Below are 14,396 nucleotides of genomic sequence, written 5' to 3'. Positions count from 1 at the left end.
GGTTCTGTCGGCGTAGGCGCAGGGGATGAAGACGGTTCCCGGGTGAGGGCGGCACAGGGCGCGAGCTGCCTGCGGCGGATTTTCATAATCTTGGTAACCTGCGGTTCGCGGCGAACCACAAGTTACCGAGAATCTTGAGGGCTGTTCCAGATTGTGGGCGCTGCGAGGTGGGCAGGGGGCGGTGGAGGTTCAGCGTCCGGGCAGCGACACAAGCCCAGTCACGTTCCAAGACGCGTTACAGGCCCGCCGGCCCGCACGCCGTAAACGGCACGCACCAAATGGCCCAAGCCGGGGGCGCGGCGGCGGTACGGGCGCGGTGGCCGACGGCAACGAGACGGTGCCGACCGTGCACGTGGCCGGCGAGTGGCTGGTCAACCCGGGAGCCGCGACCGTGGCCCGGCTCGCCCGCCGCTGACGTCCGGGTCGATCCCTGGCCCGGGTGTCCGTCTCCGGTCCGGCACCTCGTCGGCGGGTGGCGGGGCGGTGCTCCGGTGGCGCGTGGCCGTCATCGGTTGCGCGACATCGCAGGCGTCCTGGCGGCGATGAACTCCATGATCGCCTTGTTCACCTCGTCCGCGTGGGTCCACGCGATCCCGTGCGGCGCACCCTTCAGGGCGACGAGTTGGCTGCCCGGCACCATCGGCGCCAACCGCTGCCCCGTGGCCGGGAAGGGCAGGACGGCGTCCTTGTCACCCTGGATGATCAGCAGCGGTACGTCGATGCGGGGCAGGTCCGGACGGAAGTCGGTGAGCCAGGCGTCGATGCAGTCCAGGGTCGCGATGCCTGACGCGCGGGCGCCGATGTCCCAGTGTGCCCGGAACGCCTCCTCGCTGACCCGCTTACCCTTATTCTCGTCCCAGTTGAAGAACGACGTCACGAAGCTGGTCAGGTAGGCGAAGCGGTCCTCGACCACGGCCTTCTTGAAGCCGTCGAAGAGCTTCTGATCCACCCCTTCGGGGTTGTCCGAGGTCTTGAGCAGGAACGGCGCGAGCGGACTCATCACCACCGCCCGGCTGACCCGTTCCGAGCCGTAGCTGCCGAGGTAGCGGATCACTTCGCCGGTCCCCATCGAGTGACCGATCAGGACGGCGTCCCGCAGGTCCAGCTCGCGCATCAGCACGTCGAGGTCGGCGGCGAAGGTGTCGTAGTCGTACCCGCTGGCGGGCTGGCTGGAGTTGGCGAAACCCCGCCGGTCGTAGGTGATCGTCCGGTATCCGGCGGAGAGCAACGGGCGCAACTGCTTGTCCCAGGACGATCCTCCGTACGGGTAGCCGGAGATCAACACGACCGGCTGGCCCGACCCGTGGTCCTCGTAGTAGAGGTCGATGGGGGCGGAGTTCTCGTTCCCTACCGTCACGTATGGCATGGTCTCTCCGTTTCTGTCGGGCGGACGCGGCTGCACCGGCTCCATTGAGCGTGTGACAGCGCGGGGGTCGCCCGCAGCCATATCGACCGTCGCGATGGAGGCGGAGACGAGAAGGGGAAGAGAGCACCGTCCGCGCAGGAGAGTCACGCTCGGGCGTCTTGTCCCACCTCATGCTCGGCGTTTCCGTCCCAGGCGATGCTCGACAGTTGACCTTGGCGACGGAAGTCGGCCGCCGTAGACTGCCGCCGTGCTCGCGATCCGCGCTCAGCTCACCGCCTCGAACCGGGCCGGGCGGGTCGAAGCTCTGGACGGATTGCTCTCGCGCGCCAGCCACGACGACGAAGAAGCGCGGCAGTTGCTTCGCGAGATCGTGATGAACTACCGCGACTTCGATTCCGAGATCTACGGCCGGGCACTGAACCAGGTGTGGGCGTTCGGCGATGAGCGGTTGGCCGAGTCGCTGTTCGCGGCGCTGGCTGACGCGGACTACGGCTGCCAGATGTGGGCTGCTACCGCATGTGGGCGGCTGGGGATACATGCCGCCGAGCCGCTGCTGATTCAACTACTGGAGCATCCGGAAGGACTGGTCCGCGAGAGCGCCTGCGACGCTCTCGGCCGCATCGCCAGCAGCGCCGCAATCGATGCCCTGACACGCCGATTGGACGACCCGGCTGAGTTCGTCCGCGCCGCAGCCAGCAAGGCGTTGGCCAATGTCGGCACCGACGATGCGGTCGACACGCTCTGGGCAGCCTTTCTGGTCCGGCGCTACCGCCGCGCCGGCCATCTGGCCTCGGCGCTGGCCCAGCTCGGCCCGAGAGTCTGCCAGCGGCTCGTGGAGGCCACCGCGCACGAGGATCCCGAAATTCGATACTGGGCGGCCAGAGCCCTCGGGGCCACGGGCGATGACCGGGCCGAGCCCGTACTCACCCGGCTGGCGGCCCGCGACCACGCCACCACCGCCACCGGTGCTCACGTCAGCACGGCCGCGAAGAGGGGCCTGAAGACGCTGCACCGAATGCGCGATCGGCACCCGGCGTCAGAACGTACCGCCTAGCTTCCGGGATCATGTCAAGCGTCTGGTGGGACGCGAGTGTCAAGCATCGGCCGGGACCGGACAAAAGTTGGGCTCGGGTGCCGAGCTTTACCTGTCGCCGTGGAGAGTCGGACTCGGCTGTACAGGCCGGGACCACAACAAGATCAGCCCCTCACCTGTTTGTCGCAGGTCAGGGGCTGATTTCGCACCGTGTGGCGGGTAGAGGATTCGAACCTCTGTAGCTTTCGCGACGGATTTACAGGGCGTCGGCGATCTTGCCTCGGTCAGCTGCTCTGATCTGGCGGTTCTCACTGCCAGGCCGACGCTGTCCGACATGCCGCCCACCATCTGCCCACGCCCACCGACATCACGCTCCTGGCAGGATCAGACGGCCCGGAGGATGCCCGCCGGGCCAGTCGTCGAACGTGGGCGGGGTTTGGAACGCTGCCCCTTGGAGGGACACCAGCCCGCCACCGAACACCGAACTGTTGAAGGATACCGCTCCGCCACTGAACACGGCCCTAGCAAAGTGCACCGCTCCGCCGCTGAACTCCGCCCCGTCGAAGGACACCGCACCGCCACTGAACACAGCCTTGCCAAAGTGCACCCGTCCCCCAGTGACCTGCGCCCCGTCGAAGGACACCGCACCGCCGCTGAACACAGCCCTAACGAAAGACACCCGCCCGCCGCTGAACAGCGCCCCGACGAAGTCCACCTCCGCGCCAGTAAACATCGCCCTGTCGAAGGACACCCAGCCGCCAGTGAACCTCGCCCCGACGAAAGACACATTCCCGCCGATGAACAGCGCTTCCGCGAAAGACACCTGCCCACCATCGAACATTGCATCCGAGAAATTCCCGCCGTCGAAGACTGCGCCGGTGAAGTCAAAGTCATAGCCACGCCATGAGGTTGCATCGTCTTCGCTAAGGCGTAAGTGCCTGCCGACGAGGCGGATGACGGTATGACGCACCTCCCGCTCTTCGCGAGCGGCTCGAACCGGGTCCACGGCCACGATCGGCACCTGGTCGTCCGCCTGCGCCGGCGCTTCATCCGGGGCGTCCGGGGTTGGGATGTAGGGCATGCGGAGGTAGGCGCAGAGGACGTCAATGCAGGTCTGTCGGCCCTCCCGCCAGTCATCAGCAAGGCCGGCCATAGCATAGACGCCTGCCAGACGGACGGCTGCCTTCTCCGACCCGAGCTGCTCGGACGCCTTGGTGAAACGTTCGTTGAACAGCCGGGCGCCGTTACGATCAGTCTCGATCTTTGCCCGCTTGTCGGCGTTCTCAGCACGTCGGCCGTCAGCATGCGCCAGCGCGTTCTGGTGCTCTGCGACCCGCTGCCGGCGGTAGGCGACTACCAAGGCCGCAACGCCACCAACACCCGCCACAACGGCAAATATAAGTTTGACCAATTCGAAAAGCGTCGTTACCTTGACGCTCCCATCCTGCTGAATGTCTGGCCAGTCCGCGTACCAAAGCGCGCCGAAGAATAGCCCGAAGGCGACTACCAAGGCACTCACAGCAGGTAGAGCCATCGCCCACCCGATGCCCGAGAGCCGTAGTGCCGGCACCTGATCTTGGGTAGGCAGGACCGGGCTGGGCGCGACATGGGCACCAGATCGGGCCGGCTTGTCTGCTGCGGGCAACTTCATGTCCAACTTGTACCTCAACCCGTCCACCTCAGCAGTCAGCAAGACAGACGCACGTTTACCGCCAGCAGGCGCGACCCACGCACTCTTCGGCTGGATCGCCCCAAGACTTCCACCGCCGCGCTGATCGGCCGCTTCATCCGAGGGCGTCGCCGATCTTGTCGTTCATGGTGTCGTCGCCGCCGTCGATGCAGTTGGCGTAGACGCGGAGCAGGACGGCGACGCCGTGGCCGAGGCGGCGAGCGACCTCGGTCGGTGGGACGCCGGCATTCAGCCAGAGCGAGGCTGCGGCGTGGCGGAGGTCGTACGGGCGGCGAGCCAGCGGCGAGGCGACCTGCGATTCAGTCAGCGCCTTCTCTCGGGCGAGTTTCCACCAGCGGTCGTACACCGATTCGGAGAGCGGGCCGCCGTGCAGGCCCCGGAAGAAGCGACCGTCCGGGGCGATGCCGTGATTCTCGACGTGGGCGCAGAGCAGCTCGACGAGGCGGGGCGGGATCGGGACGGTACGAGTCTCGGCCCTCCCCCGGTGCTTGAGGCCGCGCCGCTCGTGGGAGCCACCGTCATCGGTCCAGTGAGAGCCGGCGCGCGGAGAGGTGCCGGCGAGGACCAGGCGGCCCCAACGGTATTCGATCTTCTGGTGGTCGCAGGCCTTTGAGGGCTTGACGGCCGCCAGGTCGTCGAAGTCGGCGCCGCAGTCGGCGCAGCGGCAGGACAAGTCGCAGTCGTCACGACGGAGGTCGGCGGCCTCGGAGGGGCGCATGCCCGCGTAGTAGAGGCAGCCGAGGAAAGCGGTCACCTTGTCGGCGCGTTTGCCGAGAGATCTGACCGCCTCCAACAGCGCGGCGACCTGGGCCGGGCTCGCCACCACCCGGCGGTCGATGGACTGCGCGACCTCCGGGGCGGTCCACTGGACACGGTCGACCGGGTTGGAGTCGATCAGGTCCAGCTCAACGGCGTACCCGAGGGCGTTGTAGAAGGTGGCGCGCTTGCGCTGGACGGTGGAGGCAGCCGCGGGCTTGCCGTCAAGGCGTACGCAGAGGCTGTCGAGGACCCGGCGCACCATCGCGGGCGAGTCCAGCTCGATGACCCGGAGAGACGCGGTCTCCAGCCAAGCCAGCACCGCCGCGTGTTCGGTGGGAATCTCCTCGGACCAGCGGCGTGGATTGAGGCCGTAGAGGTACAGCGCCTCACGGAGCAGGGCGTCATCCGGGCGTCCCCGGCGTGTCGGCCGGGTCAGGGTCACCGTGATGGTAGTCAGCGCTTCGACGATCGAGCGCCGGGTCTTGGCCGCCGCCCGGGGCCACTTCATCTCGACGTACGCGCGGCTGTGCGCGTACCAGGTGGTGGGGTTCTTGGTCCTTGCCTCGGAGACCGGGCGGCCGGTGGCCGGATCGAAGGGCTCCCCCGCGTTGGCCGCCTGGACCAGCTCGGCGCGGAACGAGTGCGCCAGTGCCTTCGTCCGGAACAGGTCCTCGAACCGCCGGCCCCCGACCGCCCACCGGACCCGCCACGGCCGAGCCTTCCGATCCGCCCGCTTGCCGATCTCCCAAATCTGGACCTCGTAGCTCTTCACGCGGCATCACACTCAAGATCGCCGAGCCACTGGCCGAGGGCCGAACGACGTATCCGAAGCTCCCCGTTCGGAAGCTTGATCACGCGAGGCGCCTTGCCGACCTGCCGCCAGTGGTACCAGGTCGACCGAGGAACTCGCAGTTCCGCCAGCACCTCCGGCACAGTCAGCAACTCGTCGCCCTTCACTGTTCCTCCCCGTGGACGTTCCTAGCGTGGTCGGTTGCCGAAAGATCGACCGTGGCGCCCTGGGCAGCCCGATCCTTCGCGGCCAGCAGTTCGGAGCGCCATCGGGCACGCTCAGAGATGGAGCGCATGAGCCGGTGCGCCAACGGCGGTACGTCCGCGTCGTCGGGCCGGGCGAGTTCCCAGGCGTGCCGGATCGGTTCGGCCGCCTCGCCCTGGGCGTCGTCGACGCTGGCTAGATCGGTGGTGACGCCGAGGAGTGCTCGCACCCAGGCACGGGCGTCGTGTTTGTGGTCGGCGAGGGTCTTGCCGGACCAGTCGCGGGAGATGAGGATGCGCCGGCCGCCGATGCCGAGGGTTTCCCGCTGGTGCACCTTCCCCCGACACCGTCCGGGCTTGAGCTTGGCGTGCGCCTTCTTCGGCTGAACGCCGTACAGCAGCCAGTTCGCGCAACGGTCGGTGCAGGGGGTGACCTGGAGTTGCTGCCAGAGCCGGTCGAGGTGGCGTTGCTGCCGCTCGGTGGCGATCTTGTGGCAGTCGCCGGTGGCCTTGGTGATGTACTTCGTGACGTACCGGATGGTGCGTTCGGCGTCGGTGGTGCCAGGCATGACGCCGCGCGCGTCAACCTGGGCGCCGAAGCGGACGACATGGACGGGTTCGGCGTCCGGGTCCTGGTCGATGGCGTCGAGCGCTTCCGTCCAGGTGGCCAACGGCTGCCCGGTGGCCGGGTCGACCCATGCCGACGCTTGTTCGTCCCAGACGGGCGGATGGTCGCGGGTGTAGCGCTGGACCTCGGTCGAGGGCCACCAGACCTGGTGATAGGTGGCCGCCGCCACGGTGCGCAGCACCTCCCGGGGGATGGTGCCCCGGATGGCGAAGTGCGCGTGAGGGGCGAGGCGCCGTTGCGGCTCGACGCAGCCGGCGTATTGGACGTTCCAGCCCTCGCAGCGCCGGAGGTTCTGCCAGAACCGGTCGAGGAGTCGCGGAAAGTGGACTGCGTCCCAGGCCGCCCGCTGGTAGTCGTACCGACCGGGGTTGACCGGGCTGCCGTCAGGACGGACCGGGCCGTAGGAGTCGAGGGTGAGGGTCAGCCACATCGACGGCCGGTAGGTCGAGCCGTCCGGCGCGGTGTAAGTCTTGCCGACCGTGCGCCGTTCGACCTTGCGCCGGGGCAGCTCGGGTGCGTCCTGCCGCCGCCGGGTCGAACGCTTCCGCCGCCGGCCGGTGTCCTCGTCGCCCTGGTCGTCGTCGCTGTGATGTGGCGGACCGACGCGCCCGCGTAGCCCTTCCGCCGCGATGGCCTCCTCCACCTCGCGGATCGCATCGTCGAGGTCGGCGACCTGGTCGGCTTCCGAGGCTCGGGAGGCTTCGTCCCGGGCGAACTCGAAGTGAGCCCGCAGGAGGATCAGCGCCTTCTGCTCCTCGGTCGTGGGTGCCGGTGGGGGTAGCGGTTCGTCGTCGCGGTGCCAGCCCTCCCGGATCTGTGCCTGCCGCAGCCGGCGGTTCTTCTTCGCGCACGGCGGGCACTTGTCCTCCCGGGTCGCGCCGCACGGTAGGTCGATCACCTCGGTCAACCCGGTGGCGAGGTCGGTCCGGCGCATGGCCAGGGGGCGGATGCAGACGCCGTACTCGGTGGCGATGTCCCGCAGCACGTCCACTGCACGGGGCAGGCCCATCCGTGCCGCCCGGGAACCCGGCCGGGGAGGCTCGACGACCGGGGCGGGCGGGGCGAGGCCGGGCAACGTCGGAGCGGTCATCGCACAATCCCGACGACCTGAGGCCGGTCCGGACGGACCACACCCAGCGGAGGCCGGACCGCCGACGGGACCGGTTCGGACGCGACGACAGGGACGGCTACATGACTGGTCGGCTCGGGTTGCTCGTTGACGGCCGTCACCTGCTCGACGGCCACGGGGTCAGCAGCTTCCGGGGTGGCGGGTGCGCTGGACAGGACGACTTTGACCAGGGCGAGGAACGCCAGTGAGGGAACGGCGGCAACGATCCATCCCCACACCGACGGTTCGGCTTCCGCCACCTGGGCCGCCAGAGACAGCAGCGCGAACCCGACCAGGAGCACGCCGACCAGGCCGACGGGTCGGCCGTTGCGGCGCCGGGCGCGGATTTCCAGGCCGAGGTAGATGGCCATCAGCTCGACGGCTACCGCGTTGGCCCAGCCGATCCAGTCGGGTTGGCCGTGCGCGACGGTGAGGTCGTGGACATGGGTGAAGGCGGCGGCGCCGGCCATCCCGCCGATGGCGAGCAGGATCAGCACCCGTGCGACGGATTCGGCCCGGTGGCGCGTCACTGCTGACCTCCGTTCGACTTCTCCCGAATGGTCAGGTCGATACGGAAGCGCGGACCGACCATGTCGCCACGGCGCTTGACGAGTTCCGCGATCCCGTGCAACGCGGCGGCGACCTGGTCAGCCGGTCCGGTGATCTGCACGCGCATCGGCCGACGGAGTCTGTTGGCGAGTCGGGTGAAGGGGTTCACGGCGGCTACCTCCGGTGCGGGCGAACGTCGGTGCGGATGTGGTCGGGCGGGTCACCGAGGGAGGCGACGGCTTCGGAGAGGCAGCGCCATAGCGCCCACGCCTCGTCGGGGGTCAGGGACATCCGGCGCCGGCCGGCACCGACGGCGAGATAGATCGGGTACGGGTCGGGCCGGTCGGGGTCGACCCGGACGGATACCGCCGTGGTGGGTTCCGGGGTGCGGAGCCGGTAGAACCGTCGTCCGGACGGGGCGGTCATCGGCGTTCACCGCCGTTGTCCCGGTCGAGCAGGTTCCGCAGCGATTCGGGCAGCAGCGGCCCGGATGGGTGTCGGGGCAGCGGCACGCGGGTCGGTTCGGTGGCGGTTTCCCGGCCGACCTGGGCGAGGATGTCCGCCGCGTCGACCGGTGCCGGGTACTGGCTGGCCATGGTCCGGATGTCGTCGTCGGTGACGTAGGAGAAGCGGACCCGCATCGGTTCTGGGGTGCCGTCGAGGATCACGTACCCGACGCCCTTGGCCCATCGGGGCATCTGGTCGGCGAGCGCACCCCGGTTGCGGGCACCGTCGCCGAGGACCATGTCGACCTGTGACGCTTCGGTCAGGCCGAGCGCGATCCGGGTCGGGAACAGGTCCCGGAACGGCAGTACCTCTTTGCGCGGGTCCTGCAACGCGGCGACGACCAGGACCCCGACGCCGGCCCCCTGGGAGAGCAGCACGCCCAGCGACGACGCGATCCGTTTGCGCAGGTCGGCGTCTTGCAGGTACGCCGTGAGCGCGGCCATCTCGTCGATGACGACTACGACCAGGGGGTCGGCTTCTGTCGGGGTGTGTACCCGGACGACGCCGGCCAGCCGGGCTTGACGTTCCCGCAGTACCGCTACGGCCTCGTCGAGCAGGTCCGCCATCGCTTCGAAGGACTTGCATGCGAACCGGGCGAACATCGGCCGGCCGATGGCGAACTCCATCCCGCCCTTGGGGTCGATGACCCACAGCCGCACCAGGCCGGAGGCGACTCCGCCGCCGAGTGCCCGGACCAGGGACCAGAGGACGGAGCCCTTGCCGCGCCGGGTCGCGCCGCCGACCAGGACGTGTGTCGCCAGCAGGTGAAGCGACCAGGTACGCAGGTCTTCCCGCCGAGCCAGCGGAAGCGCGGTGAAGTCCGGCACCGTCGGGACCGGGAAGGGTGGGACGACGGTACGCAGCGCGTCGGTTCGTACCAGGGCCAGGTAGACGACCGTCGGACGGTCCCGGAAGCGGACCCGGTCGACCGCCCGCAGCAGCCACCCGGCCCGGCCGGTACGGATCGGCGGATCGTCGGGACGCTCGGAGTAGACGCGGGCATGCCGCCGGCCGAAGGCGTACGCCAGGTTTGCCGTGACCGCCTGGAACTCCTCCGGTGTCTGGCCCCGGACCATCCGGATGGTCAGCACGTCGAGCGCCGGATCTGAGCGGACGGCCAGCAGTTCCGGCAGGACGGTCCGATGGTCGTATTTCGCGGACAGCCCGCACAGGGTCATCGCCTCACGCCAGACCCGGCGGTAGACGAACACCCGCCGGAACGAGCCCAGCAGCGGACCCGCCAACCAGGTCCACCACGACGACTCGTGCCGCCACCGCCACACCGCCGACGCCGCCGACAGCAGGACCGCCGGCACCACCAGGCCGGGCCAGCCGTACTCGACGTAGAGCCAGACAGTCAGGGTCGCCGTGCCGGTGGCGACCGGGTGACGCAGGCACCACCAGGCCGCCCGCCAAGACCAGCGCAGCAGCAGGCCGAGCAGCACCGCCCAGACCGGCAGTTCGAACCGCTTTGGCCGGGCGATCAGGAGGTCACCGGCCGAGGTTGTCACCACTTCACCGCGAGGCCGCCCGATCACTTGGCACCCCGCAGGGACACGAACCGGCCCGATGCGTCACGCACCGGAGGCAGCGGAAGGACGAGCTGATTCGCACAGCTACCGCACTGGCCCTCACCGCCGGTGGCGGGGTCGAATCGGGACTGACACACGTTGCACCGGGGCCGGTTCTGGCCAGCCGGACGCCTACGCTTGGACACGTCGCTACCTCTCTCGTCACGAGCAGGGGGAAGACAGAGAGGGGCGGGGCTGCCGTTCCGCCAAGATCAGACAGCCCCGCCCACGCTTGAAGCGGCTACGCAGCCGCCTTCTGCTTGCCGGCCACACCGGCCGGGGCACGCAACGCGGTAGCCCGCAGGGAGTACGCCATCCGGCCATTGCTCGCCACGTACGGCGTGACCGTCATCCCCTCGAACTCCACCGCCTCGAACGGCGCACCGGTCGGAGGGACCGGCTGGTAGTCGGCCGAGATCTTGACCGTCGTCTCCCGCGACCGCTTCCCGAGTTCCGGGTCGAGGTCCATCACCCGGACCTGCCACACCCGCTGACCAGTCAGCTTGTCCTTCGCCGGAGACCGCCGGCCCGTCTTCTCGTCGTAGTCCTCCACCTCACCCAGCGACTCGGGCACCAACGCGCACCCCGCCGGGAACACGTCCTCACAACGCACGGCGAACCTCGTACCGCCACGCAGAGCCATCGCCCAATACCTCCACCCGTTGCCCTGGCTGGCTTGACTAGCCAGGTTGTGTGGATCAAAGGTAGGTCGGCTTGGCTAGTCATGTCAACGACAGTTGGAGAACTTTCCTAGCTTGGCTAGTCAGCGGTAGTGTCCGGCCATGAGTCTTGACCCTGATGACCCGCGCACACCGTCGCAGCAGATCGCCGCCGTACTCCGCGCCGAGATCAAGACCGGCAGGTTCGCCCCCGGCGAGAAACTGCCGTCCCAACACGACCTCGTCGAGCGGTTCAGCGTCGCCCGCGAGACGATCAAGGCAGCGCTTCGGAAGCTGCAAGAGGAACGGCTGATCGTCACCCGGCAGGGCAGCGGCACCTTCGTCCGCGCCAACACCGAGCGCCCGGTCGGACTACGGCCGCACGTCGAACGTGCCTTCGAGGCCACGAACGTCACGATCGACTTCGCCGGCTTCTCCGGAGAGACGCTCTACAACGCGATTCAGGAAACCCTGGACAAGGTACGCATCGGCCGGCTCACCCCGGAGTCGATCCGGCTACGGGTGCTGATCTCCGACATGACCGCACCGATGGCGATCCCCTGCCGCGCCGAGGACCAGGCCGACGACCCCGCCATCCGCGACCGCGCCCGCCGGATCACCGACCGGTCGATCCACGCCGTGACCGACGCCGTACAGGAACTCGCAGACCTGGGCCTGGTCAAGACCGCCACCGCAGAGGTACGGGTCCACAAGGCAGCCCCGCTGTTCAAGCTGTTCATCATCAACGAGCAGGAAGCATTCTTCGGCTTCTACCCCGTGGTCGAGCACACGGTGATGGTCGACGGCAAGCCGATGGCGATCTACGACGCGATGGGCAAGGACGCGATCCTGTTCCCGTTCACCCCGAGCGATGAAGACTCCTCCAATGACGCCCTCTACGTCGAGCAGGCCCGCGCCTGGTTCGACAGCATGTGGACCACGATCGCCCGCGAGTACGCCTCGTGAGCCGCGCCGACCTCGCCGCCGTCGTGGACCGCGCCCGCGTCATCCTGCTCGACTTCGACGGACCGGTGTGCAACATCTTCGCCCAGCGCCCCGCGTCGACCGTCGCCCACGAGCTGCGCCGCCTGCTCGTCGACCAGGGCGTGACGCTGCCCGCCGAGATCCTGCACGAGCCCGATCCGCTGGCCGTCCTGCGATTCACCGCCACACTCGGACGGCCCGCCGTCGTCCGCCAGGTCGACGAGGCGCTGACCCGCGAAGAGGTCACCGCGGCCCGTACCGCCGAACCGACCCCGTACGGCCGGGAGGTCATCGTCGCCGCACACCAGACCGGCCGCCGGGTCGCCGTGGTTTCGAACAACTCCGCCGACGCCGTCCACGCCTACCTGACCGGTCGCCGGCTCACCAGCTACGTACACCCGGTCATCGGCCGCGCCCACGCCAACCCCGACCGGATGAAGCCGAACCCGGCACCGGTCCTGGACGCCGTCCGCGAGCTGCACGCCGACCCACGGGATTGCGTCCTGGTCGGCGACTCGGCCAGCGACATCGAAGCCGCTCACGCCGCCGGAGTCGCCGCCATCGGGTACGCCAACAAGCCCGGCAAACGCGAACGGCTCGCCGCAGCGGACGCGGTCATCGACAGCATGGCCGACCTGGTAGCCGCCTTCGCCGTCGACGAGCTGTAGCAGCATCCACCCCCGCACACGAGCGCCCCGGACGATCATTCCCGGGGCGTTTCTCGTGCCTCAGTCGACGTGCGGCACCCGACCCGCGAGGTAGTCCGCGATCTGCCGCCGCATCGTCGGATGGATGTCCAGCTCCGCCAGCTCGTCCGGCAGGAACCAGGCAACGTCACTCGCCTCGTCGTTCGCCGCCGGAGCACCACCCACCGGCCGGGCCAGCAACGTCACCTCGTATTCCTGCCGGACCTCACCATCGGAGTACGCCACGATGTGCCCCGGGTCGGAGTAGACGCCAACGATGCCAATCACCTCGACCTCGACTCCGGTCTCTTCCAGAGTTTCCCGGACCGCGCACTCTGACGGAGTCTCGCCGATCTCCATCTTGCCCATCGGCAACGCCCACTGGTCGGTGTCGCGCCGCCGTTGCAGCAGGATCGCGCCCTGGTCGTCGACCGCCAACACCCCGCAGGCAGGAACGAGCGTGTTCGCCTTCGGCGCGTCCGGATCGTTCCAGTGCTCGACACGACCCATCCTCAGACCTCCGTCCCCAGCCACGGCACCGCCGTAGCCCACACCCGGTCGAAGCTGGCCGCGTAGTGCTCGAACAGCCCGCCACCGTCGACCTTACGGAGATGGAACGTCGGATTCGCCGACGCCGGCTCACCATACGCATGCGGGTTCGTCAGGATCTCGTCGTCGTACCGGAACAGACTCGCGTACAGCGTCGTCGGATGAAGCCGAACCTCACACCCCTCCACGCCGGCCAGCTCCCGGTAGTACGTCAACGACGCCCGGATCTTCGCCGCCAGCGTGCCGCCAAGCCCCTCCTCCCGGTCCCGAACCGCTACCGCCTCGCTCGCCGGGTCGCCGAAGCACAACCGGACCTGCACCCCGGCCGACAGCCGCTCAGCGAGCATGCGCGCCACCCGAGGCTGCGTCTGCGCGAAGAACGTCCCGGAGAACACCAACACGTCGATGCGCTCCTGGGCCTCAGTGAGCAGCCGTAGCCACGTCTCACGCGGCACCGACGCCCGATCCGGGAAAACCTCGATCAATTCCGCGCGGCTGGCTTCCTCACGCTTACCAGCGACCGACGCGAGCACAGCCGGCCACAGGTACGCCTCTTCCGCACCCAACCGCCGCGCCGTCGCCCACCGATGCCGCCGATGCGGAACCCGACCCAGACTGATCCACCGCTCCACCGTCTTCGGATCTACACCGCACTCATCGGCCAGGTCCTCAACACGCACCCCACGACGAACCATCACCGTCCGCAGACGTTCATTCATCTCTCTATTGGACGTTTCCTCCACCGGACGTTTCAAGCCCGTCACAGGACGTTTCCCAACGCCCCCAGACGTCGACCGACAGTCCACTAGGGCGGATGCGCCGTACCCGCCACCAGCCGTTGACTACACACCGTCGTACGAAATTGTCCCTGTCTCCGTGCTCGCCGCCATGGCCGCGAGGGTAGGTGAGTACGACACCAACGGTCGGGGTGCGGGTCATCACCCTCTAGCCCGCGCCCCGACTTCGGGACCGATAGGAGAACGGGACGTGTCCGGACGCCGACGCCCCAGAGAGTGGCCACCCCGAAACTCGATCACCCCGGGGGCAAGCCAACATCCATCATGGGTGACGGAGCCGGCCGAGCCGGAAGAACGGTTCGTCCTTCACATACCCTTCCGGGCCGCAGACGTAGGCGCAGCCTTCGAAAGAGCGGGATTGGTCGCCGACATCTTCCTGTTTCTCCCCGACTTCGACCGAGGCGAAAGCACCGTCACATACGAAGGCGACCAGGTCAACCACTATCGTGTCATCTGTGATCGGCCACTTCCCAACGGAACCCGCTGTCCCCTCTACCACTCCCATTCCGGCGAATGC

Annotated in this window: 16 protein-coding genes; 3 read left to right on the top strand and 13 right to left on the bottom strand. The window is 68.5% G+C overall.

All coding sequences use genetic code 11. The features are described 5' to 3' along the window. Positions 1–505 precede the first annotated feature (505 nt). Positions 506–1,366 (bottom strand): alpha/beta fold hydrolase, encoded by an 861-nt coding sequence (locus tag ACN28C_RS09325; RefSeq protein ID WP_422773126.1) that lies wholly within the window; start codon positions 1,364–1,366, stop codon positions 506–508. Positions 1,367–1,613: 247 nt separating this feature from the next. Here ACN28C_RS09325 and ACN28C_RS09320 point away from each other — a divergent pair, with 247 nt between their 5' ends. Beyond that, entirely contained in the window at positions 1,614–2,420 is an 807-nt protein-coding gene (locus ACN28C_RS09320; protein ID WP_422773125.1) for a HEAT repeat domain-containing protein, read from the top strand. A 346-nt stretch (positions 2,421–2,766) separates the two neighbouring features. Here ACN28C_RS09320 and ACN28C_RS09315 read toward each other — a convergent pair whose 3' ends face one another. The 9 genes from ACN28C_RS09315 to ACN28C_RS09275 form a co-directional block, all read right to left on the bottom strand. Continuing rightward, a complete protein-coding gene (locus ACN28C_RS09315) occupies positions 2,767–4,050 on the bottom strand; it encodes a pentapeptide repeat-containing protein (protein ID WP_422773124.1) in 1,284 nt (427 codons plus the stop codon). 133 nt (positions 4,051–4,183) lie between these two features. After that, complete coding sequence (locus ACN28C_RS09310) at positions 4,184–5,620, bottom strand: tyrosine-type recombinase/integrase (protein WP_422773123.1); 1,437 nt, start codon at positions 5,618–5,620, stop codon at positions 4,184–4,186. Continuing rightward, entirely contained in the window at positions 5,617–5,805 is a 189-nt protein-coding gene (locus ACN28C_RS09305) for a helix-turn-helix transcriptional regulator (RefSeq protein ID WP_422773122.1), read from the bottom strand. Before ACN28C_RS09305 ends, ACN28C_RS09310 begins: the two co-directional genes overlap by 4 nt. Continuing rightward, positions 5,802–7,559 (bottom strand): replication initiator, encoded by a 1,758-nt coding sequence (locus tag ACN28C_RS09300; RefSeq protein ID WP_422773121.1) that lies wholly within the window; start codon positions 7,557–7,559, stop codon positions 5,802–5,804. The genes ACN28C_RS09305 and ACN28C_RS09300 overlap by 4 nt, the downstream gene beginning before the upstream one ends. After that, positions 7,556–8,074, bottom strand: coding sequence for a DUF2637 domain-containing protein (locus tag ACN28C_RS09295; protein WP_422773120.1), 519 nt, complete (start codon positions 8,072–8,074; stop codon positions 7,556–7,558). Before ACN28C_RS09295 ends, ACN28C_RS09300 begins: the two co-directional genes overlap by 4 nt. 29 nt (positions 8,075–8,103) lie before the next feature. Continuing rightward, positions 8,104–8,253 carry a hypothetical protein gene (locus ACN28C_RS09290; RefSeq protein ID WP_422773119.1) on the bottom strand — a complete coding sequence of 50 codons (150 nt, stop codon included), beginning with the start codon at positions 8,251–8,253 and terminating at the stop codon, positions 8,104–8,106. A 47-nt stretch (positions 8,254–8,300) separates the two neighbouring features. Next, a complete protein-coding gene (locus tag ACN28C_RS09285) occupies positions 8,301–8,552 on the bottom strand; it encodes a hypothetical protein (protein WP_422773118.1) in 252 nt (83 codons plus the stop codon). Beyond that, entirely contained in the window at positions 8,549–10,147 is a 1,599-nt protein-coding gene (locus ACN28C_RS09280) for an FtsK/SpoIIIE domain-containing protein (protein WP_422773117.1), read from the bottom strand. The genes ACN28C_RS09285 and ACN28C_RS09280 overlap by 4 nt, the downstream gene beginning before the upstream one ends. A gap of 298 nt (positions 10,148–10,445) precedes the next feature. Further along, positions 10,446–10,847 carry a transcriptional regulator gene (locus ACN28C_RS09275; RefSeq protein WP_422773116.1) on the bottom strand — a complete coding sequence of 134 codons (402 nt, stop codon included), beginning with the start codon at positions 10,845–10,847 and terminating at the stop codon, positions 10,446–10,448. Between the two features lie 139 nt (positions 10,848–10,986). Between ACN28C_RS09275 and ACN28C_RS09270 the strand changes: the two genes are divergently transcribed. Both ACN28C_RS09270 and ACN28C_RS09265 read left to right on the top strand, forming a co-directional pair. Continuing rightward, positions 10,987–11,829 (top strand): GntR family transcriptional regulator, encoded by an 843-nt coding sequence (locus ACN28C_RS09270; RefSeq protein WP_422773115.1) that lies wholly within the window; start codon positions 10,987–10,989, stop codon positions 11,827–11,829. Continuing rightward, positions 11,826–12,515, top strand: a complete 690-nt coding sequence (locus ACN28C_RS09265) for an HAD family hydrolase (protein WP_422773114.1) — start codon at positions 11,826–11,828, stop codon at positions 12,513–12,515. The genes ACN28C_RS09270 and ACN28C_RS09265 overlap by 4 nt, the downstream gene beginning before the upstream one ends. Before the next feature lie 60 nt (positions 12,516–12,575). Here ACN28C_RS09265 and ACN28C_RS09260 read toward each other — a convergent pair whose 3' ends face one another. From ACN28C_RS09260 to ACN28C_RS09250, 3 genes are all read right to left on the bottom strand, one after another. Then, complete coding sequence (locus tag ACN28C_RS09260) at positions 12,576–13,043, bottom strand: NUDIX domain-containing protein (protein ID WP_422773113.1); 468 nt, start codon at positions 13,041–13,043, stop codon at positions 12,576–12,578. A 2-nt stretch (positions 13,044–13,045) separates the two neighbouring features. Further along, positions 13,046–13,801 carry an XRE family transcriptional regulator gene (locus ACN28C_RS09255; RefSeq protein WP_422773112.1) on the bottom strand — a complete coding sequence of 252 codons (756 nt, stop codon included), beginning with the start codon at positions 13,799–13,801 and terminating at the stop codon, positions 13,046–13,048. Between the two features lie 340 nt (positions 13,802–14,141). Continuing rightward, positions 14,142–14,321 carry a hypothetical protein gene (locus tag ACN28C_RS09250; protein WP_422773111.1) on the bottom strand — a complete coding sequence of 60 codons (180 nt, stop codon included), beginning with the start codon at positions 14,319–14,321 and terminating at the stop codon, positions 14,142–14,144. Positions 14,322–14,396: the final 75 nt, after the last annotated feature.

This window comes from Plantactinospora sp. WMMC1484 (assembly GCF_049315195.1).
In the GTDB taxonomy this organism is placed as follows: Bacteria; Actinomycetota; Actinomycetes; order Mycobacteriales; family Micromonosporaceae; genus Plantactinospora.
This window is presented reverse-complemented; position numbering and strand designations above follow the sequence as displayed.